We start from the raw sequence: 26,129 nt of genomic DNA, 5'->3' as shown, positions 1-26,129 counted from the left end.
AGAACGATAGCTAACCGACAACGCACCTGTAGCTCAGCTGGATAGAGCGCTGCCCTCCGAAGGCAGAGGCCAGAGGTTCGAATCCTCTCAGGTGCGCCACAAAATCAGTAACTTACGCGATAATCTAAGCATTTAGTTTTTACGATGGCCCTTGAAACGCCCCTCTTTCGGGGTCTTGGAAGGGTTGTTGACAGCCTCGACTGCCGATTCCTGACAGAATGGCGAGCGGTGCCAGTAAACCCGCTCAATGGTATCGGTGGACGTCGAGAAGAAGCTGGCGGCGTCTTCCATGCGCGCGCCGTTCTGTATCGCCCATGTTCCAGAAAATCGAGGACGCTACTGTTGATCTGACCGACGGGACGCCTCGTCCTCCAACGCGATGACTCGCCGTTCCAAGAATTGCCTGCGCTGTTCTAGCACGGTTTTTCGGAGAACTACGGTTTGGATGGTCTCGATTACCAGCCCGGGTATTCTAAAAATTAGGCCAGGAAGAGTGCAAAGAAGGCCAACGTACCAAGGCCATTCAAGTACTTCCGTAGCACCGAAGTAAGCTCCGACGACCAATGGCAACGAAAACCGAAAAAACGCCAGTGCGAACAGTGCCAACCACATCGCCCACGCGCCGATCAGGTAGTCCAGCCCCAACCCGCCGACTATCGCCTGGAATATTCCCACAGCAATAAACGCAGGTATGAGCAACATCGCGGGCCAAATAGGATAATCTTGCAAAGTTTATTCTCCATACAACGCCGCGCAATGAATGGCCGGGTGATGCGGTTATAAGGGGCGGCTTGGGTTGCCTCTTTTTTTGCATTGGTTGACGTCAGATTTTACGGGATGGTTCGTCCTCAGAACTGAGGTCGTATGGATGACGGAAAACCGATTTCAGTCTGCCCGGGTTTTTCCGGTGCCATCTACCCAACAGGAAGCCAAAAACTAAGTTGACGGTCAGGTTCCCAAGTATCGATGGCACAAAAAACGCAGGTGAACCTAGCAAGCCGTCAACAATGACCGCTGCAACGACTATCCCGACAAAGTAAACAATTCGGGACATTCTCAAGGTCATGCCAAATACGACGATTGTAAAAAGAACGTTGGCAAGCAAATTGAGTGGGCTCAAAATCGCCACCAGATACATCGCAGAAAATTCAGGCATTTAGGAAATCCAATTCAGTCAAAACTCGGGTTTGTCTACTGATCCATCTAATTTGTGCGTTGGAGGATTTGCCACCCTGCCGGATGTTTTGGCCGCAAACGAGGTCAAAATGGCAGATATAACCGAACTGACAGAACTTGCGGTGGACGCGGACGGTGACGAATTAGTCATCTACGATACCTCCGAGGGTTCGAAGAACTCCAAGAAAGTCACCCGTGCTGCACTGTTGAAGGACGCTCCGATTGACTTGCGGCGGGTGACGCTAACTGGCTCCACTGGTTCGGTTGTCACGGATATCCAACAGGGTGGGGCATCGGTCAATCCCGTTGATCTGGCGGCTGGCGCATCGGAAAGCATCGTTGTTGCGGTCAACGGGTTCCAGACCACGGACAACCTGTCCTTTGCGCTGACCTCTCCGTTGCCGCCTGATCATATCTGTCAGGGTTTCATTTCGGCGCTGGATCAAGTCACATTCGAGTTCTTCAACGCCTCAGCAGTCACGATTTTCAGCTCGCCTTATATCGCCAAACTGACTGCGATCAGCTTCGAGCAATCCAGTGTGTATTTGGTGACGGAGTTTGTGGGGCGAATTTCCCCGCATGGCTACCGTTGCAAAATCAGACCGATCAATGACCATCGCACTGGCCGCGCCTTCTGCGGGACCGTTTGATCTGGATTTCCGACTAAATGCCTCATGGCATAGTGACGAAGATCAAACCACTCGACAAACTTTGAGAGTTTTCTGCCGCGACCAGCGGATACGTAATTGCCAAGAGCATCCGGGAACTTGTATCGAAGTGGTTTTTATCCATGAAAATCAGACAATTTGCCAAAATACTTGGTTGCCTCTCTCGTGTAGTCATGGTCTTAGAAAACGATCGAGCACTAGCTCTCATCGAGAATTACGTATGAAGCCAAAGCTATTTTTACATGCTGGAACACATAAAACCGGCACAACAGCGATTCAGACTTTCTGCACAAGAAATCGTAAGGAACTGGCTCAGCGTGGGCTACTCTATCCCAAGGTCAAAACAGGAAAACAACTTGATGATCGCCATTTAAGCCTGGCGCATGCGTTTTCTGACGCACCCGCCAAGCTGACAGCGCCCGCGGCACAGACCGCACTGGCCGATATCGCAAGGGATGCAAAGCGTCGTGGCAAACCTGTACTCATCAGTGCCGAACCGATCTGGCGGCACACCTACGGTATAGCCAACTCCCTTTGGGACGGCGCTCGCGACGCCTATATCTCTCGGTTGGCGGAAGCGCTGACACCTTTCGATGTCACCCTGGTTTTGGTATTCCGCCGCCCTGACAATTTTGCGAAATCACTCTTTTTGGAAAACTCTTCCAGAGGGGGAGTTAAGTCTGATTTCAAGACTTACCGCGAAAACATCAAATCGCGGAGCGCTGACTACTGGACCAACCATTGTCTGCTCGCGCGCCACTTTTCAAAGATCAAATGCCTGCTCTACGAAGACCTGTCGAATGAAGGTCTTATCACTTCGTTCTTTCGCCACCTTGGTATTGATGTGTCCGACCTGGAACTGCCCGGAATAGTGCGCGAGAGCATCAATCCTGCAGAAGCCGTACTCCTTAACATTCTCAAGGGCGCTTCGAACCGAGGCTCAAGCAGGATGAATTCTTGGCTGGAGAACGCTCAGGTTCGGTCGTTGGTCGAAGAATACCTGGACAATAACCGTGGCTGCGACTTGTGGGAAAGCCAAAACGCGCGCGCGGAGTATCTGAAACAGTTCGACGCAGGCATTGAGCAATTGCGCAGCGTTTGTTTCGCCGGTCGAGCACAATTGTTCGACCCGCTTTGCACAAATGACACCAAATCCGCGCTGAGTTATCCAGATAGCAATCTGGTAGAGAACTTAACCGCACTTGTTCCTTTGTTAGAGCAAGCCGACGCATTGGAGCGAAGACCAAAAAGCTCTAAAGAAGTACTGCGCGCAAAGGCGAATGAGCTGTGGCGCTCCATCAAGGCTACGTCACGAACCGGCGGCGGTTGATTTACCGAATAAACTACAGCGTTAGGCGAAGGTTTGATTGGCACAAAAACCATCTCGGGTGCGGCGCGGCTAAACAAACGCAAAGGTCTCGATAGATGTCGAACACAAGAATGGTCGCGGCCGTGATAGAAGGTTTGCGTTCCGTGGCCGAATGAACTTTTCAAACGGGCGTGACAGGCGCACTTTCAACCGGCGAGCCTAGGCCACCTGAGGCTGCGAACAGGATAATTCGGTTGTGTCCTGATATCGAAAGGGACAACTGGTCTGCCGGACGCAAAAGAGCCTCCGGCAGCCAATCAGACAGCGGTCCAAAGTCCGGACGCTACTCGGGAACAATCTGACCCGGAAGCGAGTTTACCGTCATAGTATCGTTCGGTTGGAAGTGAATGACAGAGCGGATCGACTCACCCGCCTTCAACAGATCGAATGCGGTGTTGATCTGGCTGTGGTTCATATGGTGGGTGATGTACGGATCGACGCTGAAGTCGCCACGCAGCCATTCGTCGACCATGCCAGGCAGCTGGCTGCGCCCCAATACTCCACCGAATGCCGTCCCGCGCCAGACACGACCGGTGACCAGCTGAAACGGGCGGGTGGAAATCTCTTGTCCGGCACCTGCGACACCGATCACCGTGCATTCGCCCCAGCCTTTGTGGCATGCCTCAAGGGCCGAGCGCATGAGTTCAACATTTCCAACGGCTTCGAAGGTATAGTCCAGACCACCGTTGGTCATATCGATCAGAACTTCATGGATGGGGGCAGAATGATCCTTGGGGTTCACGCATTCTGTTGCCCCAAGCGATTTGGCCAACGGGAATTTATTCGGGTTCACATCAACGCCGATGATGCGCGATGCGCCTTTGAGCACGGCACCTTGAATGACGGCCATTCCGACTGCGCCCAAACCAAAGACGGCAACTGATGAGCCAGGTTCAACCTTAGCCGTGTTGCGCACCGCGCCAATTCCGGTCGGGACAGCACATCCCATGACGGACGCTTTGGACAGCGGCGCATCCTTGGAAATCTTGGCGACCGAGATTTCCGGCAGCACGGTATACTCGCTAAACGTACTGGTGCCCATATAATGTAGGATCTGTTTGCCCTTGTACGAAAACCGTGATGTCCCATCCGGCATCACGCCGGCGCCTTGGGTTGCGCGGATTGTTTGGCACAAATTTGTCTTGCCGGACTGGATGTAGGGGCAGTTTGGGTCTTCTGGCACGTATAGTGGTATGACGTGGTCACCCGGTTTGACCGAGGTTACGCCTTTGCCAACTTCTTCGACGATGCCGCAGCCCTCATGACCCAATACACAAGGAAACAGCCCTTCGGGGTCTTCTCCTGAAAGCGTAAAAACATCTGTGTGGCAAAGGCTTGTGGTCACGATCCGAACAAGCACTTCGCCGTCTTTTGGACCTTCGAGATCAACTTCCTCGATTTCAAGCGGACGGTTCGGCTCCCATGCGATGGCGGCACGTGTTTTCATTTAAGGTCTCCCTGTGCTTTACGATTAGTGCAAGAATTTTTCGCCCAAGTCGGACTCAAGATCCGCGACAGGGTCGAGAACAAGGACGAGCCTCGTTTCTCCCGTTCCCTCGATCGGCGGTGATCTGTGAACAAACCCGGGTTGTGCGTCGGCAGGCCAAAGCGTGCCGCGCATGACCATCGGCGAAGCCGTGGGAACGCTGCGAACATTGCGCGGGTCCGCCCCATGCGTTGATATACCGTACTGGGTTCCGCTGCCACGGTAGGTGCAGATCAGACGCGCAGTTATCGCATCAATGTGGAATTTTCGGCAGGAATTTGTCTTTATGACGTCCAGTCGTAACCTCAGATACGGAGCACGAATAACTCTGGCAAAAATATCGGCCAAAGCGGCGGTATCGTCCACAAGCATGCTGCGTTCGTCACAAGCAGGAAGTTCGAAGGATTCGACAAGATCGACCATGGCGGTGCGAACCCGTTCTGGCCGTAGAACAACCCGCGCCCTCGGCAGATCCTCGGCGCGCAGCCTATCAATCCAGTTCCGAAACCGCGGCAAGGGCTGGCGCCTCCAAATGGTGGCCGCGCAACTGGCTTTTTTGATCGCAGACAGACCTTCGGGCGAGTCCACTATTTTAACAGCGGCTGCGGTTTCATCGACGATTTTGCGGTGAACAGTCATGCGGGTTCCTCGGCCACAAAACAAACGGCGTCTATGCCTGAAACGTCCGAAATAGCGTGTTGATCGCAGGTGGTGCGGAAGGGTGCGAATCCGGCATGTTCGATTCCGAGTATTAATGCAATGTTATATCATAGCATACGATACAAAGTGGAACTTACAACACGAAGAATTGCGAAGGACGCCCTGTCCCTTAGTTCTCTGCTCGCCACCTTCCAAAGTGACAGCAAGTCGCTCGACGATCACGAGGCGCGGATGCTTCATCCCAGCCTTCGACCTAAAGGACCGTGTCGCGCGGTATCCTCACACAGTGGTTTCTTGCGCCACTCGTCGTGGGCAAATCGCTCAGATTTTCTTGGAAAGGCTGATGCCGTGCGCGAAGATATGTTCGATCATGATTTCCAGAACACTGCGCACGCAGGCATCCGCCATCGTATAGAAAATCTGCTTTCCGCGTCTTTCGGATTTGAGAATCCGACCTGATCGCAGCAGACGCAGATGATGGCTGGTGAGGGACGGCGAAGACCCAAGTTTTTCAGCTATTTCGCCAGCCGAACGTTCTTTATCCATGCAGGCGATAACAATCGATAAACGTGTCGGATCGGCAAGCAACCCGAAGGTTTCCGCCAATTCGGCCGTTTGGTCGATATGAAGGTGTGTCTCCACCATATCCAAACATTTAAACAATTATTGAAATGTTGCCAAAATCATTGGGCCAAATATCACAAGCAGCAAGTCGGTTATCCCGGCGTACTGAGTGTTGCCGCGCTTTTGGGCCAGGGATCTTCAAAATCCGCGCCTTGTTTCCACGCGGCAATCTCTTCGTCTGTGCAGAAACAGCCTTGCAAGGCCTCGACAAAGGCATCCAGTTCAGCCTCATTTCCAAGCACGGTCAGCTGGCAACGCCGATCGCCAAAATCAGGATGGGCTTCGGCCAGTTTTGCCTGCATTGCCTCTCTTTCCCAATCTGACAGATTTAAGCTACCATCCTCCAATGCGCTGATCTTCCAGTAGTTCACGATCTCGAGGCCCACGCTGCCGCCGGTCTGGTTCCACAAAAGCACAAGGTTGTCCCGGGTCGGCAGCCAGAAGAACCCTTTGCTGCGGTAAATTCCGATGCCCAGATAGGTGTTGTACACGTCCCAAAGCCGCTGCGGATGGAACGGGCGCGAGTCGCGGAGGATACGGCTGCCGATCTTGTAGCTCTCAGGCTGCGCCAGCGGTAAACCCGCATTCTCCGCGTCCCATTGGGCCAATTCCGCGCCCAGCGTCTCGACCCTGCCAAAGTCGTAGGCAGGCATATCGAGGATTTTCTCGAGGCTTAGATTGCCCCATTGCATGGCCAGAATATCTGCATAAGGGTTCAGTGGATGTACTGCTTCGGCAACCTGCTGCAGGACGTCGCGGGAAACCTTGTCGGTTTTGCTCAAAAGGATGCGATTGGCAAACATGATCTGTTCCGCCAACAGGTTCTCAACGCCCCGCTTTCCGGCCTGAAGGTTCGCACTTGCGTTGGGATGGATTGCTCGCCCGAAATCGTGATCCTGTTGAAGCACAACCGTATCAACGACGGACAAAAACCCATGAAGCCGAAGATCGGGCATCTTTTTCAAGGCACTCAGCAGGGGCCAGGGATGTGTGCTCCCTGATGTTTCGATCAAAAGATGCGTGACCTTGCCGTCCGCCAGAACCTGTTGCACGGCCCGGGAAAACTGGTTCAAACCATCTGTGCTGCTGATACTGCCACCCGGGATCGAAGCGAAATATGGACTATTGCGCGAGATCACCTCGCTGGTGTCGAGCACTGACCCATCAATGTCCAGCATACTCATTTCATTGACGACAATCCCAAGCGTTACTTCCGGCAGATTACGCGCCTGCACCAGCAGGCTTTGCATCAAGGTGGTTTTCCCAGCGCCGAGAAATCCGTTCAAAATCGTTGTTGGGACTGCCATAAACGTGATCCGAAATGTGCTTTCGCCGCGTCATATAATAACAATCACAAGAGGGATACGGAAAACTCTGTCGGGTCCAGCATGGTCAGCCAATGGCGAGTCTGCCACGTGTCGATCAACGCAGCGATTGCCGTCGCGCGCGAGCCCAAGCCGCACTGAATCCAACATGGCTTGACACTCCCAATTGGATAAATCCGCCTGTTTGGCAAGCAATCAGCTTTATTGCCGTAATCGCCTTGGCTTGTTGAAAAAAACACCTCTGGTGAGCCGGGGTGCAGAGCGCTAGTTTTTATTCACAGTCAAACGACTGATGTCTGTTTTGCACCTGAAAATGTCGCAAGTTTTTCAGCGCCAAGGCGGGTTGAAACTATCTTGTAGGCATGAGGTGCCGCTGTTTGAGTCTCAGGCAGCGGAGAATTGGGAAGCCGGTGAGAGTCCGGCACTGCCCCCGCAACGGTAAAGAAGGATAGGGCCGGCAATCAGCCACTGGGACGAGGATCCCGGGAAGGTGTCGGCACCGGGCGCAAGCCCCTTCCAAGTCCGGAAACCAGCCTCATGGATATGTCAAACCGCGGGTGGCGGTGGGGGCGCAGGTTTCGGATGTGCTCCTCGCACGTATCCGGGCGGTTCTCCCTTGTCATCTGCCCAAGCAACGCCGCGGGGCGCGGCAGGAGAGCCAAAAGTGAACAGCATTCAAAGCCTGTTGGCACGTCGAAATCCGGGGTATGCCCTCGAACAGGCGTTTTACACCGATCCCGCGATCTTTCAGACCGACCTTGAAACCATCCATTACCGGGATTGGCTGTTTGCCATTCCGGCGTGCGAGCTGGTGAAGCCCGGCGACTATGTCACCTACAGCATCGGGGCCTATCGCGTGATCATCGTGCGGGGCGCCGATAACCAGATACGCGCCTTTCACAACACCTGCCGCCACCGTGGCTCGGTGATCTGCAAAGCGGCAAAGGGCAATGCGCCCAAACTGGTGTGCCCCTACCACCAATGGACTTATGAGCTTGATGGCTCATTGCTTTGGGCGCGCGATATGGGGCCGGACTTCGATCCGAAACAGCATGGTCTGAAGACCGTTCACTGTCGGGAACTGGCCGGGCTGGTCTATATCTGTCTGGCAGAGGACGCGCCCGACTTTGACAGCTTTGCCTCTGTTGCACGCCCCTATTTGGAACCGCATGACCTGAACAACGCCAAGGTGGCCTTCGAAAGCTCGATCATCGAAAACGGCAACTGGAAACTGGTCTGGGAAAACAACCGCGAGTGCTATCACTGTGGCGGCAACCACCCGGCCTTGTGCCGCACCTTCCCCGATGATCCGACCATCACGGGTATCGAGGGCGGTGACACCCCGGCGCATTTGCAGGCCCATTTCGACCGTTGCGAAACTGTCGGGCTGCCGTCTAAGTTTTACCTGCACGATGACGGGCAATATCGCGTGGCCCGGATGCCGCTGAAAGAAGGGGCCGAAAGCTATACGATGGACGGCAAATCCGCCGTGCGCCGCTGGTTGGGTCGGTCCCCGTTTGCGGATGCGGGATCGCTGTTGAAATTCCACTATCCGACAACGTGGAACCATTTCCTGGCTGACCATTCCATTGTTTTCCGCGTCACCCCGATCAGCCCCACCGAAACCGAGGTCACGACGAAATGGCTGGTGCACAAGGATGCGGTTGAAGGGGTCGATTATGACCTCAAACGCCTGACCGAGGTCTGGATCGCGACCAATGACGAAGACCGCCAGGTGGTCGAGGACAATCAGCTGGGCATCAACAGCCCGGCCTATGTGCCCGGTCCGTACTCGGGCATTCAAGAAGCTGGCGTCATGCAGTTTGTCGATTGGTATTGCCGCATCTTGTCGGACCGCCTTGCGCCTGACGTGATGGCGGCGGAGTAGGGGCGATGAAAGACCTCAGCGCCGCAGCAACGCTCTGGCAGGACAGCGAAACGCTGGAATGCGTCTCGGTCGTGCCCGAGGTGCCGAACACCGCCAGCTTTACCTTCAGGGCCCCTTCGGGGGCCATGTTCGCATACCATCCCGGTCAGTTTCTGACCCTTGAAATTCCGGCCCCCGGCCAGCCGGGCGGAGTCGTTCACCGGACCTATACGATCTCGTCCTCACCGTCCCGGCCGCGGTCGATTACGATCACGGCGAAGGCGCAGGCCGACAGTATCGGGACACGCTGGATGCTGGACAACCTGCAACCGGGTATGCGGATCAAGGCGCTGGGCCCGGCCGGGCTGTTTACCAATGCCGAAAGCGCGGCGGGCAAATACCTGTTCATCTCCGCAGGTTCGGGCATCACCCCGATGATGTCGATGACGACCTGCATGTGGGACGAAGGCCGCGCGTTGGATGTGGTCTTCATCAACTGCGCCAAACGCCCTTCGGAAGTCATCTTCCGCCAGCGGCTTGAACAGATGGCCAGCCGGACGCATGGTCTGGATCTGAAGTTTGTCGTTGAAGAGCCCGACCCCTACCGCCCCTGGACCGGGTATCAGGGTCAGTTCAATCAGTTGATGCTGGGCCTGATGGCCCCCGATTATCTGGACCGAGAGGTGTATTGCTGCGGCCCCGAACCCTTCATGCAGGCTGTGCGCGATGCGCTGACCGGCCTTGGCTTTGACATGGACAAGTACCATCAGGAAAGCTTTGGCGCACCTGTCGAGACCGAGGCCGACCAGCCGGAACTGGATGACGTCGTTCCCGATGATGACAACAATGCCGAAATCCACTTTGCAAGCTCGGGCGTCACAGCCAAGGTGGCCGAGACCGAGACGGTGCTTGCCGCTGCGCGCTCGGTTGGCCTGAACATCCCATCAGGTTGCACTTTCGGGGTCTGTGGCACCTGCAAGATCAGGAAAACCGCGGGTGAGGTGCATATGGTCCACAATGGCGGAATTTCCGACGATGATATCGAAGCCGGCTACATTCTGGCCTGCTGCTCGAACCCGATCGGCAAGGTCGAGGTCGAGGTTTAGGGGCTTCGCACCACACCTAAAACCAGCCGGGGCCCGCTTGGACGGGCCCCTTGAGACATCGACATTCGGCGAGGTCTAGGGCCGTTCCAGAACACGCCCAAGATCGGGCCGCCGAAAGTCCGGCCCTTTCAGCACCTTGCCATCCTCACGCAAAACCGGTCGGCCATCCGCGCCCAGTTTGGACATATTCGAGGCATGCACTTCTTCCATCGCGTTTTGCTTGACGCCATGCAGGCCGAATTCAAGAAACGTGCCGTCCAGCACGTATTGAATGTCGCACAGCGCATCGAGCACTTCGACCATATCGCCCGCCTCAACCGCTTCGCGCAGTTCGGCCACTTCCTCTTCGAGGATCGCCAACCGCATCTGGGCGCGGTCTTCGGGAATGGATGGGGCGTCGACGACAGGGACGTCAAACGCCTCGTGCCATTCCCTGACGATGGAAAGCGTGTCTTTCGGCATCAGAAATCCCAATCCTCGTCCTCGGTCGCGACCGCCTTGCCGATCACATAAGACGACCCCGAGCCCGAGAAGAAATCATGGTTTTCGCTGTCGGGGCTGAGCGCGGCTAGAATGGCGGGGTTCACTTCAGAAACCTCTGGCGGGAACAGGGCTTCGAACCCGAGATTCTGCAATGCCTTGTTGGCATTGTAATGCAGGAAGACCTTCACATCCTCGGTCAGGCCGATCTCGTCATAGAGCTCTTCGGTATACTGGTTTTCGATCCCGTAAAGCTCGAACATCAGCGAGAAGGCATAATCCTTCAGCTCTTGCTGTTCCGCCTCGGTCAGCTTTTCGTACCCGCGCTGGAATTTGTAGCCGATGTAATACCCGTGCACCGCCTCGTCCCGGATGATCAGGCGGATCAGGTCGGCGGTGTTGGTCAGCTTGGCGCGGCTGGACCAGTACATCGGCAGATAAAAGCCCGAATAAAACAGGAAGCTTTCCAGAAACACCGAAGCAATCTTGCGTTTCAGCGGATCGTTACCCGGAGCGTATGTGTTCAGGATCGCCTCGGCCTTGGCCTGCAAATGCGGGTTTTCCTCGGACCAGCGAAACGCCTCGTCGATTTCCTTGGTCGAACACAGCGTCGAGAAGATCGAGGAATAGCTGCGCGCATGCACCGCCTCCATAAAGGCGATGTTGGTCAGCACCGCCTCTTCATGCGGGGTCACCGCATCGGGCATCAGGGCCGGGGCCCCAACCGTGTTCTGGATCGTGTCGAGCAGGGTCAGGCCGGTAAACACCCGGATGGTCAGCTGCTTTTCGTGATCCGTCAGCGTGGCCCAGCTTTGGATGTCATTTGACAGCGGCACTTTCTCGGGCAGCCAGAAATTCACCGTCAGCCGGTTCCAGACCTCAAGGTCCTTTTCGTCGTCAAGCCGGTTCCAGTTGATCGCGCGGGGGATGCGGGTTGCAAGAGTGTCTTTCATGGTCTGGCTCCGATCACAAAGTACAAGAGACGCAGCCCTGCACCTCGGTCCCTTCAAGGGCCTCCTGGCGCAGACGCACGTAATAGATGGTTTTGATGCCCTTCTTCCACGCATAGATTTGCGTGCGGTTGATATCGCGGGTTGTGGCCTCAGCCGGGAAGAACAGGGTCAGCGACAGGCCCTGATCGACATGCTCGGTGGCTGCGGCATAGGTATCGATCAGCGCCTCGGGGCCGATCTCATAGGCATCGCGGTAATATTCCAGATTGTCGTTATCCATAAACGCCGCCGGATAATAGACACGGCCGATCTTGCCCTCTTTCCGAATCTCGATCTTGGACACGATGGGGTGGATCGAAGAGGTCGAGTTGTTGATATAGCTGATCGATCCGGTCGGCGGCACCGCCTGAAGGTTGCGGTTATAGAGGCCGTGTTTCATCACATCGGCCTTCAAAACCTGCCAATCGCCGCGCGTTGGCAGAGTCATGCCCTCGAACAACGCTTTGACCTTGTCACTCTCCGGCAACCAGTCGCGGGTGGTGTATTTGTCAAAGAACGTGCCAGAGGCGTAGTCCGAGTCCTCAAACCCCTTGAACGCCGCTTTCCGCTCTTTCACCAAGTCGCAAGAGGTGCGGATCGCGTGATAGGCCACGGTGGCAAAATAGACCGACGTGAACTCAACCCCCTCGGGAGAGCCATAGTGGATATGTTCCCGCGCCAAAAACCCGTGCAGGTTCATCTGCCCCAGACCAATCGCGTGGCTTTCGTCGTTGCCCCGACGCACCGACGGCACCGAGTCAATCGCCGACATTTCAGACACCGCCGTCAGCGCCCGGATCGCGGCACCCACGGTCCCGCCCAGATCACCGCCATCCATCGACTTGGCGATGTTCAGTGACCCGAGGTTGCACGAGATATCAGTGCCCAGATGCGCATAGCTCAGATCATCGTTGAACTCTGACGCTTCATTAACCTGCAAAATCTCGGAACACAGGTTCGACATGTTGATCCGGCCCGCAATCGGGTTCATCCGGTTCACCGTGTCTTCGAACATCACATATGGATAGCCGGATTCGAACTGGATCTCGGCAATGGTCTGGAAGAATTCTCGCGCATTGACCTTGGATTTGCGGATACGTTTGTCATCCACCATCTCGTTGTATTTCTCGGTCACCGAGATTTCCGAGAAGGGCACGCCATACACCTTTTCCACGTCATGCGGTGAGAACAGGTACATATCGGCGTTTTTCTTGGCCAACTCAAAGGTGATATCGGGGATCACCACGCCAAGGCTCAGCGTTTTGATGCGAATCTTCTCATCCGCGTTTTCCCGCTTGGTATCCAAAAACCGCATGATATCAGGGTGATGCGCATTCAGATACACCGCCCCTGCGCCTTGACGCGCGCCCAGCTGGTTGGCGTAAGAAAAGCTGTCCTCCAGCAGTTTCATCACCGGGATCACGCCCGAGGACTGGTTTTCGATCCCCTTGATCGGCGCGCCATGTTCGCGAATGTTGGTCAGCAGCAGAGCAACACCCCCACCGCGCTTGGACAGTTGCAGGGCCGAGTTGATGCCCCGCCCGATGCTTTCCATGTTGTCCTCAAGCCGCAGCAGGAAGCACGAAATCAACTCCCCGCGCGAGGCTTTGCCCGCATTCAGGAAGGTAGGTGTTGCAGGCTGAAACCGTCCCTCCAGAATCTCCTCCATGAACGACATGGCCAGCGCCTCATCCCCGCGCGCAAGCGCCAGCGCGGTCATCACCACCCGGTCTTCATAGCGTTCCAGAAACCGCTGCCCGTCGCGCGTTTTCAGCGTGTAAGAGGTGTAGTATTTGAACGCGCCCAGAAAGGTCGGGAACCGGAACTTCTTGGCATAAGCCGCGTCCCAGATCTTGCGCATAAAGTTCTTGGAGTATTGATCCAGAACAGCCTCTTCGTAATAGCCTTCGGATACCAGATACCCCAGCTTTTCATCCAGCGAATGAAAGAACACGGTGTTCTGGTTGACGTGCTGCAGGAAATACTGCCGCGCGGCCATGCGATCAGCGTCGAAGCGAATTTTCCCCTCACCGTCATAGAGGTTCAGCATCGCGTTCAGCGCGTGATAGTCCTGCTCGTTTACGCTGCTGTCGAGCATTGGTGTCTCCCTAGTTTCGCAAGCCCTGCGCGGACGCGGGCGATGTCAGTTTCAGTGCCGGACAGCTCAAATGAATACAGCAGCGGCACGTTGCACTTCTGGGCGATGATGCGACCGGCCAGGGCGTAGGTCGCACCAAAGTTTCGATTGCCAGCGCCGATCACCCCGACGATCCCGGCGCGTCTGTCCGGGTCATTCAGAAACCGGATCACCTGTTTTGGAACCGCGCCGCGCCCTTCGCCATCGGCATAGGTCGGGCAGATCAGAACAAACGGGTATCCGGGGTCTGGCAGCGGGTCTTTTCCCATCGGGATGCGGAATGAGGGCAATCCCAGCCGTGTGACAAATCGATGTGTGTTTCCGGACTTGGATGAGAAATAGACCAGCGCCGGGATCGGCGCGGCCACGGATCAGGCCAGCTGCGCGATCATGTCGGGGCGGAACCCCGACCAATGATCGCTGCCCGCGACAACAACCGGGGCCTGACGATAGCCCAGCTCGGTCACATGGGTCATGGCGCTGTCGTCCTCGGTCAAGTCGACCACGTCATAGGAAATACCCTTGGCATCCAGCGCACGGGTGGTGGCGGTGCATTGTACACATGCGGGTTTGGAATATACGGTAATGCTCATTTGTCCTCTGTACCCTTTTTTCAAGTCGAGGACGTGCGGGCAAAAAAGACCCGACATGCGCCCCCGAACCCTCCGTTCGTGGTTATCGTTCGCGCTTGCGGCAGGTCTCCTGGCTTGCGGATCACCGTTCGGACTGGCCTTCCCAAAAGCATGCTTTCAGTGGCGTCATCAGCCGAACTATCCGCTTACAGTTGCGGGGGCAGCGCCGGAATTTCACCGGTTTCCCTCTTAGCTTTCGATAGGAATCGAAAGAACCGAAGCAACACTATATTGGGTGCCGCGGTAAGAGGTTGTCAATATATTGGGTGACCGTGCTGATTAATTTCTTTTGAGCGCGTTTCGCAAGCAAGCACGAAAGAGGTAAAGCCGGTGCACGGACGTGTCCGGGGCCAGCCAAAGGCGACAGAATACCGTCGCGGATTGCCACGAAGTCAATTGAGCGCCACAGGCGCTTTCGGGAATGGTAAGAAGTAAGCGGCAATTGCTAACGCAGGATGGGGCGCATTAACGCCCCTGACAACCGATCAAGAACAAGTCTTCCGTCTGCACCTGGCGGGGAGGGGGTCTAACCCCGCCAAGTACGGACGTCACCACAGTCCATGTGTACAAAGTTCGAACGGTAGTATTGGCCTACACCGCCAGCGCGACAGGACATTGCGGCCTTGGCCATCTGGGAAACGGATCGTGATGCCAGACGAAGGTCCGCGGCCTGTCCCTTAACGTGCAGGGAATTCCGAGCTACGCCGCGCGAACGAGAGCGCAGCATTGCGTTGGTCTTTGGCGACCGATATCCGGACAACAGCATGTATGGTTCACTGGCATCCAGCAGGTTGTGCGAGGCCGCCATGATGTCGATTGTCCGCAGGTCCATGCTTTTGACCTGATCGTTGCGCCAGTCACGCATGAAATGGTTAACTTCTTTAACGGCGTCTTTGATGTATTTGCCGTCGACCCAATAGACCATATCGATCCGTTCGCCGGTCCGGCCCGAGTACATGCGGATGCGACGAATATCGCCACCGCCGCGAAGAAATCCTGCTGCATTGGAATACGTGGGTGCCGCGATCACTGCCGTAGCGGCGAATGCGCCCAATAGGGCACGCCGGGTAAGGCCCGGACTACTGCTCTTGGTCATTTTTGTTTCGTCCCGTACTGTTCCTGCCTGCACACGATGTTACGCGCGCCGTCTTAATTTTTTCCCATCCCAGATGCGGTTTTTATGACACAGGCGGATTCGCGAGCCAAGCAGTCTTTCGCTCAGACGATTTCAAGGGGGAATTTTCGGCAGATTTTTGCGCAATTGACACAGGAGTGTTAATTTCATGGGCAGTTGCGTCATGCCAAGATGCAAACGCGCATCAGCGCGAGAAAGATGCAGTTTGGTGATACATTTGTGAATAGACAACATCGCAGCGAACGAACATTATTTTCCCTACGCCTTCGAAGAAGGCATCCAAGTTATTGAATAATCAAGGTCATCCCATGCCGTCCGTTTCCCGTTCAACGACCCGTTTCCTGTTTGCCATAGGGTTTGCATTGTCCGCATCCGTTGCGAAAGGCGACACAAGCCCAACCGCGTTTCAAATGGCATTGGCCGAAAGCACGGTTTCAAGTCCCGCGATCTCTGCATACTACCGCGAGAACGGCTATGAACCGCTGTGGGTTGGGACGGGACCAGAACACAAAGCGCGTCGCGCCGCGCTGATGCAGGCGCTGTCAAGTACCGACCGGCACGGCTTACCGTCCGGACGCTACGATGCGAAGTCGCTTATGGAGCAGATGGAGCAGGCCCGCACAACGCGTGATCTGGGTGCTGTCGAAGCAGAATTGAGCCGCGTTTTTGTGCGTTACGCCAGCGACTTGCAGGCGGGCACCGTTCAACCGTCCAAAATCGACGCTGGCTTGGTACGCAATGTGGACCGGCACCCGGCGTCGGACCATTTGCAGCAGCTGGCAAACGGGCAGGGCGGCAAATACATCCAGCAACTGGGTCCGGATTCTCCGCAATATCGTGCGTTGATGAAGCAGAAGATGGCGCTCAAGGACCTGATGGCGCAAGGCGGGTGGGGCGCGACCGTGCCTGTGACCAAGCTTGAACGTGGTGATTCAGGAGCGAACGTGATCAAGCTCCGCAATCGTCTCGTGGCGATGGGATACCTCAAACCTACGGCCAGCCCGGACTATGACGACAAGCTTGTCGCCGCAGTGCAGGCGTTTCAGACGGCCCATGGGCTTGAAGCGGACGGTGTCGCCGGAAAAGGGACCATCACGGAGCTAAACCGTCCGGCATCGGACCGTTTGAAGGCTGTTCTGGTCGCGATGGAGCGTGAGCGCTGGTTGCCCGAAGAGCGCGGTGAACGCCACGTTCTGGTCAATCAGGCTGATTTCTCAGCCAAGATCGTGGACGATGGGCGCGTGACTTTTGAGACACGCGCAGTCATCGGCAAGAACACGCATGATCGCCGCAGTCCCGAGTTTTCGGATGAAATGGAGCATATGGTGATCAACCCGAGCTGGTATGTACCACGCTCGATCATCACCAAGGAATACCTTCCAAAACTGCGAGCGAACCCAAATGCCGTGGGGCACATCCAGATCACCGACCGTCGGGGGCGTCAGGTGAACCGTGGCGCGGTGGACTTCAACCAATTCACCGAGCGGAATTTTCCCTTCTCGATGCGTCAGCCCCCCAGCAAAAGCAACGCTTTGGGCCTCGTGAAGTTCATGTTCCCCAACAAGTACAACATCTATCTTCATGATACGCCTCAGAAAAGTCTGTTCGCGCGTGAGGTCCGGGCGTTCTCGCATGGCTGCATCCGGCTGGCGCAACCGTTCGAATTTGCCTACGCCCTGCTGGCGCGTCAGGAAGAAGATCCAAAGGCGTTTTTCCATCGCGTGTTGAACACCGGGAAAGAGACCAAGGTGGAGCTTGAACAGTCGGTGCCTGTGCACCTGATCTACCGTACCGCCTATATCGGACCGCGCGGCGAGGTTCAGTATCGCCGCGACGTTTACGACCGGGATCGGAAAATCTGGGACGCGCTTCAAAAGGCAGGGGTGGTTCTTCCCGACGTTCAGGGGTAATCACGGGCCAAATCCTGCCGCAAGGAAGCCCGTCATGCAGTTCACCGTCCAACAGATCGCACAATCCCTAGGTGCCGAGGCCGAAGGGATTACGGATCTGGCGGTTTTGCGAGCAGCAGAGCCGAAAGATGCCGGACCGACAGACCTTGCAATGGCAATGGCCCCCAAGTTTGCCGAGTCCTTGTCCGCGGGCAGCGCACGCGCCGCCGTGTTGTGGGAAGGCGCGGATTGGAAGGCCCTTGGCCTTGAAGCCGCGATATTTGTAAAACGGCCGCGCATGGCAATGGCTGGCGTTACGTCAATGCTTGATCGAGGGCAGGGCATTGCCAAAGGGATACACCCCTCGGCCATAATCGACCCATCGGCTGAACTGGGCGCTGACGTTTCTATTGGCCCATTGGCCGTTATCGGTGCGCGGGCAAAGGTCGGCGCGGGGTCCGTGATCGGGTCACATTGCGTGATCGGAATGGACGCCACAATTGGTGCAAATGCCCTGCTGCGTGAGATGGTCAGTATTGGGGCACGGTGCCAGATTGGAGACAGGTTCATAGCTCAACCCGGTGCACGGATTGGCGGCGACGGTTTCAGCTTTGTAACGCCCGAAGTGTCAGGGGCCGAGAATGCACGTAAGACCTTGGGCGATCAGGGCGAAGCCAAAGCGCAAAGTTGGTTGCGCATTCATTCTCTGGGGGCCGTGGAAATTGGCGATGACGTCGAAGTCGGCTCGAATTGTACGGTCGACAATGGCACGATCCGAAACACGGTGATCGGCAGCGGCACGAAGCTGGATAACCTCGTGCATGTTGGCCACAACACCAGGGTGGGGCGGGATTGCCTGCTGTGCGGGCAGACCGGCGTTTCGGGCTCGGTCGAAATTGGCAATAACGTGGTCCTAGGCGGCCAGACCGGCGTGGTCGATAACATTTTCATCGGGGACGGCGTGATCTCGGGCGGTGGAACCAAAATTCTGTCCAATGTGCCCGCCGGTCGTGTTATTATGGGATATCCCGGCGTGAAAATGGACAGCCATACCGAAATCTACAAAGCGCAGCGCCGACTTCCGCGTCTTGCGCGCGACATTGCGGCCCTTAAAAAGGCTGTTTTCAAACAGCCGCCGAGCGATTAAATCATCCTCAACGCGACAATCAGAGGAACGACATGAGCATCAGCGACCGCGTCATCGCAATCATTGCAGAGCAGGCCGTTCTGGAGCCATCGGACGTCAAACCCGACAGCACGCTGGAGGATCTGGGTATCGATAGTCTGGGTCTGGTCGAAAGTATCTTTGCCATCGAAGAAGAATTCGACATCTCGATCCCGTTCAATGCGAATGAGCCATCGGCCAGCGACTTCGACATTTCGAATGTTGCGGCCATCATTGCGGGTATCGAAAAGCTCGTGTCGGAAAAGGTCTGACACCACACATGAAACGCGTTGTCATTACGGGTGCCGGCACCATCAACTCGCTGGGGCATTCGGTGCCCGACACGTTGGAAGCAATGCGGGAAGGGCGTTGCGGAATATCCGAGCTTGAGTTTCGTGACGTCGAACGGCTGGCGATCAAGATCGGCGGTCAGGTGCGCGGGTTCGAGGCCGAAGGCCGGTTCAACCGCCAGCAAATGTCGCTGTACGACCGGTTCACGCAATTCACGTTGACCGCCGCGAAAGAGGCTATCCAACAGTCCGGCATAGAATTCCACGGCGAACTCGCCGCCCGGTCCGGGGTGGTTCTGGGCACGGCAGGGGGCGGCGTCTCAACCTGGGACGACAATTACCGCTCGGTCTATGAAGACGGGAAAAACCGTGTGCATCCCTTCGTTGTGCCCAAACTGATGAACAACGCGGCTGCCAGCCACGTGTCGATGGAGCACAACCTCAAGGGACCCAGCTTTACCGTTTCAACCGCCTGCGCATCCTCGAATCACGCAATGGCATTGGCGTTCCAGATGGTGCGCAGCGGCGCAGCGCCCGCAATGCTGACCGGTGGATCGGAATCCATGTTGTGCTTTGGCGGCGTCAAGGCATGGGAAGGGCTGCGCGTCATGTCCAAGGACGCCTGCCGCCCCTTCAGCGCGAACCGCAACGGGATGGTCCAGGGTGAAGGCGCAGGTGTTTTCGTGTTTGAGGAATACGAACACGCGAAAAACAGGGGCTCTGACATCTTGTGCGAGGTGGTTGGGTTCGCCATGTCCTCGGACGCGGCAGACATCGTAATGCCCAGCAAACAGGGTGCATCGCGTGCGATGGCCGGGGCGTTGGCCGATGCCCGCCTGAACGCCAGCGATGTCGGCTACATCAACGCGCATGGCACCGGCACGGCGGCAAATGACAAGACAGAGTGCGCGGCTGTCGCAGATGTGTTTGGCAAGCATGCCGATGATCTGATGATCTCATCCACCAAGTCGATGCACGGCCATCTGATCGGAGGCACTGGGGCTGTCGAGCTGTTGGCCTGTATCATGGCCCTGCGCGACGGTATCATCGCACCCACAATCAGCTATGAAGAACCCGACCCGGAATGCGCCTTGGACGTTGTTCCCAACGAGGCACGAGAAGCAAAGATCGACGTGGCGCTCAGCAATGCTTTTGCATTTGGCGGGTTGAACGCTGTGCTGGCGTTGAAGCGTGTCTAGATAAGGCAAAAGAAAGCGCCGCAGGCGGATTACCAGCGGCGCTCTTTCGGAAGTCGTCGCTCTGACGATCAGTTCTGGTTCAACGGCAACCCGTCAAACCCTGCGGTGAAGCCGCTCAGGGACACGTCGATTTCCAGAACTTGGGTCGGTGCCAAAACCGAAACGAGCGAGATGATGGCTTTGTTGCCCGCTTTCAATGCGTCCAGATCACCTTGCGTGAAGCCAAGCTGAACAAGACAGCCAACCGGGTTGCAATGGTGATAGTTGTAACGCTTGCCCGGGGCGCCATCGATGGACAAAGCCAGCTGCGATGGCAAATGTGTCTCCAGTGGAACGACCACGGTTGCAGCCGCCGCGGCGGCACTGCCCTCGGGGAGTTTCTGAACAGTCATTTCAGCGATTGGCTGGCCTTGCTCTCCGGTCAGGATCTGCCGCAGGGCGCAAGGGTCATTGTCGTTTTCGGTTTTGAAGCACGACACTTCCCAGTCGCCAGACGTATCCTTGGCGTATTGCTGGCCGACGCGCGGACCTTCTTCGCCCAAGTCCAGATCATTGGGATCGGCTTGCTGAGTTGCGGGGGCTTCCGTTTCAGCTGCCTCGGTCTGGGTGCTTTCCTGTGCGTGGGCGACGCTGCACCACAAGGCGGCAGCTATCAAATTGAATGGGACAAGTTTCCTGATCATGAATGCCTCATATTGCTGATCCAGCTTTTTGTTCCGTCTATCATCCCTGTTTGGGCGTGTCAGGATCAAACCGACTCTCAAGGCTTCAAATAAACGGATTCCTGCCGGTTTAGCTGAAATTCCACTGGTTCACTCAACAGAAAAGGGAGCCGGTGGAGCGGCTCCCTTCACGTTAAGTTTCTCCCCGTCGGACTGGCCGACTTAGTTATGGCGGGACGTTACGAAAGGGGAACCCAGTGGTCAACTGCAAACCGAAGAAAGTGATGCATTTCGTATAATAAACCGCCATTTTTGGAAAAAAGCCGTGCCCGAAGGCACGGCCAGTCGACAGGGAGGAAGTATGCCCTCCGAACGAAGCGCCGCTTGGAAGGCAGATTGACTATCGCACTCAAAGGTTAACTTTGTATGCTTTGGTCAGATCGATAGAATTTGGGACAGGTATTAGATGAGCAATAAGATCTTCGTCGGGGGCGGCGGAAACGCGTATGGGCAACCACAGGGTTTGGCTCTGGACTATGCTAACAGGCACGGTCTGATTGCCGGGGCTACCGGCACCGGCAAAACGGTGACCCTTCAGATTTTGGCCGAAGGCTTTTCGCAGGCGGGCGTCCCGGTTTTCCTTTCAGATGTCAAAGGCGATCTTTCCGGTTTGGCAAAGCCGGGCAGCACTGACCACAAGTTGCATCAGGCGTTCCAGGACCGCGCTACCCGGATCGGGTTCGACGCGTTTTCCTATGCGGCGTGCCCGGTGTCGTATTGGGACTTGTTCGGCGAACAGGGTCATCCGGTACGCACCACGGTAACCGAAATGGGCCCGCTGCTGTTGTCGCGCCTGCTTGAACTGAGCGAGGCACAAGAGGGCATTCTGAACATCGCATTCAGGGCAGCGGATGAGGAAGGCATGCCATTGCTGGACCTCAAAGACCTGCAGGCGCTGTTGGTTTGGATAGGCCAGAACCGAGAGCAACTGTCCTTGCGCTATGGTAATGTTTCGACAGCATCCATCGGTGCCATTCAACGCCGCCTGCTGGTTCTTGAAAATCAGGGCGGCAATAACCTGTTTGGTGAGCCTGCGCTGGATTTGTCCGATCTCATGCGAACGGATGAAAACGGTCAGGGGATGGTGAACATCCTGGCGTCGGACAAATTGATGGGTGCGCCGCGACTTTATGCGACGTTCCTGTTGTGGCTTCTCAGCGAGTTGTTCGAAGAACTGCCCGAGGTCGGCGATCCGGACAAACCCAAGCTGGTGTTCTTTTTTGACGAGGCGCATTTGCTGTTTGACGATGCGCCCAAGGTTCTGGTCGACAAAGTCGAACAGGTCGCCCGCCTGATCCGGTCCAAGGGCGTCGGCGTTTATTTCATCACGCAGAACCCTGCTGATATACCCGAAGATATTTTGGGGCAATTGGGCAATCGCATTCAACACGCCCTGCGCGCCTTCACTGCCAAGGATCGAAAGAACCTGCGTTTGGCCGCCGAAACTTATCGTGAAAATCCAAACTTCGACACCGAGACGGCGATCCGTGAGGTTGGCGTCGGCGAAGCCGTGACCTCGATGCTCGAGAAAAAAGGCGTTCCCGGTGTCGTCGAACGGACGCTGATCCGGCCGCCTGGCTCGCAGCTCGGGCCGGTCACCCAGGACGAACGTAAAGCCTTCATTGCGGCGTCACCGATGTCAGCCAAGTATGGTGAAAGGGTGGATCGAAAATCCGCTTATGAAATTCTGCAGGCCCGCGCGACAGCTGCCGCCAAAGAAGCGGAACAAGCCGAAGCAGATGAGGTCATTTCCAGCCAATCGCCCATGGAACGTGAGTTCAGCGCCGCCAGACGCTATTCCGGCAGCAGGGTTGGACGCTCCTCTGCACGAACGACACGGCGCAAGGACACCTTTGCATCGGCGATGAGCGAGGCAGTGATCAAGGAACTGAAAGGAACCACAGGCCGCCGAATGGTTCGCGGAATTCTCGGCAGCTTGTTCAAAAACCGCTAGACTGGTCGAACGAGTGCCCTGCGATTCCTTTGTCGCAGGGCATTCACAGGATCATCCGTTCAGGCGACGCTGACCTTCTTGACGGCAATAACCATCGGCCTCGGGTACAGACATTTTCGTTGCGGGGAAATCAATCGCGCGATCCCACGACACTCGGCTTTGGCTATATAATTGGCAGGTTACCACACCCTTGGGTGTCTGCACCTGAACCGGCGTCGTCTCGAGGCTTTCGGGGGTCGGGATGCAACCGGCCACAACCGCCGCAAGCGGCAACGCGATCAACGCGGCTTTGATCTGGCGTCTCATAGAATTCACTAACGTCCTGTAATAGTTAACATGCAAGTCCGGCCAAGCCCGCCTGAGCGGTCCTGAACAGCAAAACGTCAGATACCGTCCGATTGGTGAGTGGTGACCCCGGAATTTACAAAAAATTAACCATTCAGGCAAGAAACCCTGCCGATATTGAGGCGCAGTGCGCGAAATTCCCCGCGTTGTGGGCTATTTCTCTGGAATCAGGCCCTTTGGATTGAATCTCAGCACAACCAGCAGAATGAGGCCCATGGTCAGCATGCGCATATGCGCAGCGCTTTCGATCAGGTGTGCCTTGAGCCCACTTCCATCCGGCAGACCAATGGTGATCACGTTCATCAGCCACAGACCGATCGGTTCGACCTGGACCCAAAGGAACCAGATTAGAAACGCGCCCAGAACTGCGCCGAAATTGTTGCCCGATCCACCCACAATGACCATCACCCAGACGAGAAAAGTAAAGCGCAAGGGTTGATACGCGCTGGGGGTCAGCTGTCCATCCAGAGTGGTCATCATGGCGCCTGCGATCCCGCAAACGGCCGAGCCCAGGACGAATATCTGCAGATGACGGCGGGTGACATCCTTGCCCATCGCTTCGGCCGCAACTTCGTTATCGCGGATGGCGCGCATCATGCGGCCCCAAGGGCTTTTCAACGCCATCTGTGCCATCCAGAGCAACATCAGCAATACGATCATGAACAGAAGCGAGTAGCCCAGCTTGACCGACAGGGTCGAGGCCGTGATGGGATCCAGGCCGAACCATTCCGCCCGCGCGATAAAGGACGGGTCCTGTTGCAAGTCGACTTCGTAGCCCACAACAGGCGCGGGACGCGGAATGCCGTAGACATTCTTGACGCCACGGGCCAGCCAGTCTTCGTTTTTCAGGATGGCAAGGATGATTTCGGCAATACCAAGCGTCGCAATCGCAAGGTAGTCCGAGCGCAGACCAAGGGCTGTTTTACCGATCAACCAAGCCGCACCTGCCGCCAGCAACCCGCCAGCCGGCCATGCAAACAGCACCGGCATGTTGAGACCGCCAAGGTTGCCTTCGACCGCTGGGTTGATGGCCTCTACCGCCGCGATACTGGGATCAAAGATCGAACGATAGATAAAGAAACCGACGATCAGGATGGCGATGATCGTGAGTGTCTGAGCACGCCCCTTGGGCATTTTCTTGGCCGCCATGACCGCCGCGATTACAGTGGCCGCACCCAGCAGCAGAGACAGAACGACACCATAGCCGCCAGCCGCCCAAGCCCCCGGTGTTGGCGGTGTCGACACCAGTACGACAGCCAAACCGCCCAAGGCCACAAACCCCATGACGCCAACGTTGAACAGGCCCGCAAACCCCCATTGCAGGTTCACGCCAATCGCCATAATCGCCGAGATCAGGCCCATGTTCAGGATCAGGATCGCAGCGTTCCAGCTTTGGGTGAAACCGGTCAGCAGGATCAGGAAACCAACGATAACGAAGAGGAGGCTGTTCTTGACGGACTCGCTCATATCACTTTCCCCTTGAACAGTCCCGTGGGCTTAAACAAAAGAACGATCAGCAGGATGACAAAGCTGACAGCGAATTTGTAGTCGGTGGACAGGAACTGCACCAATCCCGACGGTTCCAGATTTTCCGGAGCCAGATAGGTCAGCACCTTCTTCCAGGCGTACGTGACGGTGACCTCGGAAAACGCGATGATGAACCCGCCTGCGATGGCGCCCAGCGGGTTGCCCAGTCCGCCGACGATGGCCGACGCGAAAATGGGCAGCAGAAGCTGGAAGTAGACAAAAGGCTTAAAGCTCTTGTCCAGCCCGTACAGCACACCCGCCGTGGTCGCCAGCGCCGCAACAATGATCCAAGTGATCATCACGACGCGTTCAGGGTTGATGCCGGACAACAGCGCCAAATCTTCGTTGTCCGAATAGGCCCGCATCGATTTGCCCGTGCGTGTCTTGTTCAGAAACCAGAACAACAGCACCACAGCGACCACAGCCACGATTACGGTAATACCCTGAGAGGTTTTGATCGCCAGCCCCTCGCGCAGCCCGGTCATCGCTTTGAAATCCCGCGCCGAGACGATGAAGCGCGCGCCGTCCGAGAATCTTTGATCATCCGGTCCGATGATGAACCGCACAAGGCCGTTCATGATGAACATGACGCCCATCGAAACAATCACCAGAATGACCGGTTTGGCCTTTTGTTCCCGGTAGAACCTGTACACCAGCCGGTCGGTGACCAGTACCAGAACGATACAGCCCAGAATGGCAAAGGGCAGGGCCAGCAGAGCGGTTGGCAGCGGCCCGAAACTGACCCCTAGGGCTTGCAGACCCCAAGTGACAAGCACAGCAATCATCGCGCCAAAGGCCATCGTGTCGCCATGGGCAAAGTTCGAAAATCGCAGGATGCCATAGATCAGCGTTACCCCGAGCGCGCCCAGCGCCAACTGGCTGCCATAGGCAATCGAGGGAACAAGGACGAAATTGGAGAGCGCCACAAGGGCGTTGAGGAAGTCCATTAAAACACCTGCTCGCAATCGCCTTCAAATACGCGACGCGCATTGAAGGTCTCAGAGTATTCGACATATTGCTGTGGAACGACAACGAGTGTAGCCGTCAGCATTGATGGTGGTGTTCGAACAAAGTAAACGATCGAGTTGCCATTCTCCTTCTTCTGAGAAGCAATCATCAATGAGGTGTTGGATGTGACAACATACTCTGTTCCAGTCGAAAGGCGTAACTTGGAAGTCGTTTCACCGGCCGCGGAGGTGCCATCAATTGTGAATTCCCCGAAATTACTTCGAACTTGATTGGGCGGATTGCCAACGAACTCAATATCGAATGTTGAACCCACGCACTCTTCTTCGACTTCACAGACTTCACTTAGAAAACATCCTTCAGCATCAGCAGCGCCAGATAGGGAGGCCATAATCAGTGGTACAGATATCTTCAC

At 56.2% G+C, this 26,129-nt stretch carries 26 protein-coding genes, 1 tRNA gene and 2 riboswitches; of the genes, 10 read left to right on the top strand and 17 right to left on the bottom strand.

Annotation, left to right across the window (positions count from 1 at the left end):
- Positions 1–22 precede the first annotated feature (22 nt).
- Positions 23–99 (top strand) — tRNA-Arg (locus RA28_RS16060).
- Between the two features lie 33 nt (positions 100–132).
- Here the strand turns inward: RA28_RS16060 and RA28_RS22850 are convergent.
- Together RA28_RS22850 and RA28_RS16050 are read right to left on the bottom strand one after the other, a co-directional pair.
- Positions 133–291 (bottom strand): hypothetical protein, encoded by a 159-nt coding sequence (locus RA28_RS22850; protein ID WP_193747414.1) that lies wholly within the window; start codon positions 289–291, stop codon positions 133–135.
- A 532-nt stretch (positions 292–823) separates the two neighbouring features.
- Positions 824–1,156 (bottom strand): hypothetical protein, encoded by a 333-nt coding sequence (locus RA28_RS16050; RefSeq protein WP_039530754.1) that lies wholly within the window; start codon positions 1,154–1,156, stop codon positions 824–826.
- Positions 1,157–1,265: 109 nt separating this feature from the next.
- Here RA28_RS16050 and RA28_RS16045 point away from each other — a divergent pair, with 109 nt between their 5' ends.
- Together RA28_RS16045 and RA28_RS16040 are read left to right on the top strand one after the other, a co-directional pair.
- Positions 1,266–1,826, top strand: coding sequence for a hypothetical protein (locus RA28_RS16045; RefSeq protein WP_152612096.1), 561 nt, complete (start codon positions 1,266–1,268; stop codon positions 1,824–1,826).
- Positions 1,786–3,174, top strand: coding sequence for a hypothetical protein (locus RA28_RS16040; protein WP_152612095.1), 1,389 nt, complete (start codon positions 1,786–1,788; stop codon positions 3,172–3,174). The genes RA28_RS16045 and RA28_RS16040 overlap by 41 nt, the downstream gene beginning before the upstream one ends.
- A gap of 322 nt (positions 3,175–3,496) precedes the next feature.
- Here the strand turns inward: RA28_RS16040 and RA28_RS16035 are convergent, their stop codons facing one another.
- From RA28_RS16035 to RA28_RS16020, 4 genes are all read right to left on the bottom strand, one after another.
- Positions 3,497–4,660 carry an S-(hydroxymethyl)glutathione dehydrogenase/class III alcohol dehydrogenase gene (locus RA28_RS16035; RefSeq protein ID WP_039530747.1) on the bottom strand — a complete coding sequence of 388 codons (1,164 nt, stop codon included), beginning with the start codon at positions 4,658–4,660 and terminating at the stop codon, positions 3,497–3,499.
- A 24-nt stretch (positions 4,661–4,684) separates the two neighbouring features.
- Positions 4,685–5,338: a DUF1826 domain-containing protein gene (locus RA28_RS16030; RefSeq protein ID WP_039530745.1), complete on the bottom strand. Its 654-nt coding sequence runs from the start codon at positions 5,336–5,338 to the stop codon at positions 4,685–4,687.
- A 342-nt stretch (positions 5,339–5,680) separates the two neighbouring features.
- Entirely contained in the window at positions 5,681–6,004 is a 324-nt protein-coding gene (locus RA28_RS16025; protein WP_052261482.1) for an ArsR/SmtB family transcription factor, read from the bottom strand.
- Between the two features lie 71 nt (positions 6,005–6,075).
- Entirely contained in the window at positions 6,076–7,290 is a 1,215-nt protein-coding gene (locus tag RA28_RS16020; protein ID WP_039530742.1) for a CobW family GTP-binding protein, read from the bottom strand.
- A 366-nt stretch (positions 7,291–7,656) separates the two neighbouring features.
- A riboswitch (cobalamin riboswitch) is annotated at positions 7,657–7,860 on the top strand.
- Positions 7,861–7,972: 112 nt separating this feature from the next.
- Here RA28_RS16020 and RA28_RS16015 point away from each other — a divergent pair.
- Positions 7,973–9,196 (top strand): aromatic ring-hydroxylating oxygenase subunit alpha, encoded by a 1,224-nt coding sequence (locus tag RA28_RS16015; RefSeq protein ID WP_052261500.1) that lies wholly within the window; start codon positions 7,973–7,975, stop codon positions 9,194–9,196.
- Positions 9,197–9,201: 5 nt separating this feature from the next.
- Positions 9,202–10,281 carry a hybrid-cluster NAD(P)-dependent oxidoreductase gene (locus RA28_RS16010; RefSeq protein ID WP_039530740.1) on the top strand — a complete coding sequence of 360 codons (1,080 nt, stop codon included), beginning with the start codon at positions 9,202–9,204 and terminating at the stop codon, positions 10,279–10,281.
- Positions 10,282–10,356: 75 nt separating this feature from the next.
- On the opposite strand, the gene RA28_RS16005 is transcribed toward RA28_RS16010, so the two are convergent.
- The 6 genes from RA28_RS16005 to RA28_RS15980 form a co-directional block, all read right to left on the bottom strand.
- Positions 10,357–10,755 (bottom strand): nucleoside triphosphate pyrophosphohydrolase family protein, encoded by a 399-nt coding sequence (locus tag RA28_RS16005; RefSeq protein WP_206539637.1) that lies wholly within the window; start codon positions 10,753–10,755, stop codon positions 10,357–10,359.
- Positions 10,743–11,714: a class 1b ribonucleoside-diphosphate reductase subunit beta gene (nrdF, locus tag RA28_RS16000; protein WP_039530734.1), complete on the bottom strand. Its 972-nt coding sequence runs from the start codon at positions 11,712–11,714 to the stop codon at positions 10,743–10,745. Before nrdF ends, RA28_RS16005 begins: the two co-directional genes overlap by 13 nt.
- Positions 11,715–11,727: 13 nt before the next feature.
- On the bottom strand, positions 11,728–13,851 hold the full coding sequence (gene nrdE / locus RA28_RS15995; protein ID WP_039530731.1) for a class 1b ribonucleoside-diphosphate reductase subunit alpha: 2,124 nt from the start codon (positions 13,849–13,851) through the stop codon (positions 11,728–11,730).
- On the bottom strand, positions 13,833–14,246 hold the full coding sequence (nrdI, locus tag RA28_RS15990; RefSeq protein WP_039531733.1) for a class Ib ribonucleoside-diphosphate reductase assembly flavoprotein NrdI: 414 nt from the start codon (positions 14,244–14,246) through the stop codon (positions 13,833–13,835). The genes nrdE and nrdI overlap by 19 nt, the downstream gene beginning before the upstream one ends.
- Before the next feature lie 15 nt (positions 14,247–14,261).
- Complete coding sequence (gene nrdH / locus RA28_RS15985) at positions 14,262–14,483, bottom strand: glutaredoxin-like protein NrdH (RefSeq protein WP_039530729.1); 222 nt, start codon at positions 14,481–14,483, stop codon at positions 14,262–14,264.
- Positions 14,484–14,565: 82 nt separating this feature from the next.
- Positions 14,566–14,757, bottom strand: a riboswitch (cobalamin riboswitch).
- 291 nt (positions 14,758–15,048) lie between these two features.
- Positions 15,049–15,618, bottom strand: coding sequence for a YcbK family protein (locus tag RA28_RS15980; protein ID WP_039530726.1), 570 nt, complete (start codon positions 15,616–15,618; stop codon positions 15,049–15,051).
- A gap of 347 nt (positions 15,619–15,965) precedes the next feature.
- Between RA28_RS15980 and RA28_RS15975 the strand changes: the two genes are divergently transcribed.
- The 4 genes from RA28_RS15975 to RA28_RS15960 are packed head-to-tail and all read left to right on the top strand — an operon-like array spanning position 15,966 to position 20,200.
- Positions 15,966–17,567, top strand: a complete 1,602-nt coding sequence (locus tag RA28_RS15975) for a L,D-transpeptidase family protein (RefSeq protein ID WP_039530723.1) — start codon at positions 15,966–15,968, stop codon at positions 17,565–17,567.
- A gap of 34 nt (positions 17,568–17,601) precedes the next feature.
- Complete coding sequence (gene lpxD, locus RA28_RS15970) at positions 17,602–18,693, top strand: UDP-3-O-(3-hydroxymyristoyl)glucosamine N-acyltransferase (RefSeq protein WP_039530720.1); 1,092 nt, start codon at positions 17,602–17,604, stop codon at positions 18,691–18,693.
- Between the two features lie 32 nt (positions 18,694–18,725).
- Complete coding sequence (locus tag RA28_RS15965; RefSeq protein WP_039530716.1) at positions 18,726–18,983, top strand: acyl carrier protein; 258 nt, start codon at positions 18,726–18,728, stop codon at positions 18,981–18,983.
- Positions 18,984–18,991: 8 nt separating this feature from the next.
- Positions 18,992–20,200 (top strand): beta-ketoacyl-[acyl-carrier-protein] synthase family protein, encoded by a 1,209-nt coding sequence (locus RA28_RS15960; RefSeq protein WP_039530713.1) that lies wholly within the window; start codon positions 18,992–18,994, stop codon positions 20,198–20,200.
- A 68-nt stretch (positions 20,201–20,268) separates the two neighbouring features.
- Here the strand turns inward: RA28_RS15960 and RA28_RS15955 are convergent, their stop codons facing one another.
- Complete coding sequence (locus RA28_RS15955; protein ID WP_039531732.1) at positions 20,269–20,883, bottom strand: invasion associated locus B family protein; 615 nt, start codon at positions 20,881–20,883, stop codon at positions 20,269–20,271.
- 445 nt (positions 20,884–21,328) lie between these two features.
- Here RA28_RS15955 and RA28_RS15950 point away from each other — a divergent pair, with 445 nt between their 5' ends.
- Positions 21,329–22,876 (top strand): helicase HerA-like domain-containing protein, encoded by a 1,548-nt coding sequence (locus tag RA28_RS15950; RefSeq protein ID WP_039530710.1) that lies wholly within the window; start codon positions 21,329–21,331, stop codon positions 22,874–22,876.
- Between the two features lie 51 nt (positions 22,877–22,927).
- Here RA28_RS15950 and RA28_RS15945 read toward each other — a convergent pair whose 3' ends face one another.
- From RA28_RS15945 to RA28_RS15930, 4 genes are all read right to left on the bottom strand, one after another.
- Positions 22,928–23,182: a hypothetical protein gene (locus RA28_RS15945; protein WP_039530706.1), complete on the bottom strand. Its 255-nt coding sequence runs from the start codon at positions 23,180–23,182 to the stop codon at positions 22,928–22,930.
- 192 nt (positions 23,183–23,374) lie between these two features.
- Complete coding sequence (locus RA28_RS15940) at positions 23,375–24,688, bottom strand: branched-chain amino acid ABC transporter permease (protein ID WP_039530703.1); 1,314 nt, start codon at positions 24,686–24,688, stop codon at positions 23,375–23,377.
- Positions 24,685–25,695 (bottom strand): branched-chain amino acid ABC transporter permease, encoded by a 1,011-nt coding sequence (locus tag RA28_RS15935; RefSeq protein WP_039530700.1) that lies wholly within the window; start codon positions 25,693–25,695, stop codon positions 24,685–24,687. Before RA28_RS15935 ends, RA28_RS15940 begins: the two co-directional genes overlap by 4 nt.
- Complete coding sequence (locus RA28_RS15930) at positions 25,695–26,129, bottom strand: hypothetical protein (RefSeq protein ID WP_152612094.1); 435 nt, start codon at positions 26,127–26,129, stop codon at positions 25,695–25,697. Before RA28_RS15930 ends, RA28_RS15935 begins: the two co-directional genes overlap by 1 nt.

Source organism: Ruegeria sp. ANG-S4 (genome assembly GCF_000814005.1).
Lineage (GTDB): Bacteria > Pseudomonadota > Alphaproteobacteria > Rhodobacterales > Rhodobacteraceae > Ruegeria.
This window is presented reverse-complemented; position numbering and strand designations above follow the sequence as displayed.

What these genes read in the sequence shown, in the direction of transcription:
- RA28_RS16045 (WP_152612096.1), top strand. Translation starts at nt 1,266, where the DNA reads ATGGCAGATATAACCGAACTGACAGAACTTGCGGTGGACGCGGACGGT.
- nrdF (WP_039530734.1), bottom strand. Translation starts at nt 11,714, where the DNA reads ATGAAAGACACTCTTGCAACCCGCATCCCCCGCGCGATCAACTGGAAC.
- RA28_RS15940 (WP_039530703.1), bottom strand. Translation starts at nt 24,688, where the DNA reads ATGAGCGAGTCCGTCAAGAACAGCCTCCTCTTCGTTATCGTTGGTTTC.
- RA28_RS15965 (WP_039530716.1), top strand. Translation starts at nt 18,726, where the DNA reads ATGAGCATCAGCGACCGCGTCATCGCAATCATTGCAGAGCAGGCCGTT.
- RA28_RS15955 (WP_039531732.1), bottom strand. Translation starts at nt 20,883, where the DNA reads ATGATCAGGAAACTTGTCCCATTCAATTTGATAGCTGCCGCCTTGTGG.
- RA28_RS15980 (WP_039530726.1), bottom strand. Translation starts at nt 15,618, where the DNA reads ATGACCAAGAGCAGTAGTCCGGGCCTTACCCGGCGTGCCCTATTGGGC.
- RA28_RS16040 (WP_152612095.1), top strand. Translation starts at nt 1,786, where the DNA reads ATGACCATCGCACTGGCCGCGCCTTCTGCGGGACCGTTTGATCTGGAT.
- nrdE (WP_039530731.1), bottom strand. Translation starts at nt 13,851, where the DNA reads ATGCTCGACAGCAGCGTAAACGAGCAGGACTATCACGCGCTGAACGCG.
- RA28_RS15950 (WP_039530710.1), top strand. Translation starts at nt 21,329, where the DNA reads ATGAGCAATAAGATCTTCGTCGGGGGCGGCGGAAACGCGTATGGGCAA.
- RA28_RS16035 (WP_039530747.1), bottom strand. Translation starts at nt 4,660, where the DNA reads ATGAAAACACGTGCCGCCATCGCATGGGAGCCGAACCGTCCGCTTGAA.
- RA28_RS15935 (WP_039530700.1), bottom strand. Translation starts at nt 25,695, where the DNA reads ATGGACTTCCTCAACGCCCTTGTGGCGCTCTCCAATTTCGTCCTTGTT.
- RA28_RS15975 (WP_039530723.1), top strand. Translation starts at nt 15,966, where the DNA reads ATGCCGTCCGTTTCCCGTTCAACGACCCGTTTCCTGTTTGCCATAGGG.
- RA28_RS22850 (WP_193747414.1), bottom strand. Translation starts at nt 291, where the DNA reads ATGGAAGACGCCGCCAGCTTCTTCTCGACGTCCACCGATACCATTGAG.
- RA28_RS15960 (WP_039530713.1), top strand. Translation starts at nt 18,992, where the DNA reads ATGAAACGCGTTGTCATTACGGGTGCCGGCACCATCAACTCGCTGGGG.
- RA28_RS16025 (WP_052261482.1), bottom strand. Translation starts at nt 6,004, where the DNA reads ATGGTGGAGACACACCTTCATATCGACCAAACGGCCGAATTGGCGGAA.
- RA28_RS16010 (WP_039530740.1), top strand. Translation starts at nt 9,202, where the DNA reads ATGAAAGACCTCAGCGCCGCAGCAACGCTCTGGCAGGACAGCGAAACG.
- RA28_RS15945 (WP_039530706.1), bottom strand. Translation starts at nt 23,182, where the DNA reads ATGAGACGCCAGATCAAAGCCGCGTTGATCGCGTTGCCGCTTGCGGCG.
- RA28_RS16030 (WP_039530745.1), bottom strand. Translation starts at nt 5,338, where the DNA reads ATGACTGTTCACCGCAAAATCGTCGATGAAACCGCAGCCGCTGTTAAA.
- RA28_RS16020 (WP_039530742.1), bottom strand. Translation starts at nt 7,290, where the DNA reads ATGGCAGTCCCAACAACGATTTTGAACGGATTTCTCGGCGCTGGGAAA.
- lpxD (WP_039530720.1), top strand. Translation starts at nt 17,602, where the DNA reads ATGCAGTTCACCGTCCAACAGATCGCACAATCCCTAGGTGCCGAGGCC.
- nrdH (WP_039530729.1), bottom strand. Translation starts at nt 14,483, where the DNA reads ATGAGCATTACCGTATATTCCAAACCCGCATGTGTACAATGCACCGCC.
- RA28_RS16050 (WP_039530754.1), bottom strand. Translation starts at nt 1,156, where the DNA reads ATGCCTGAATTTTCTGCGATGTATCTGGTGGCGATTTTGAGCCCACTC.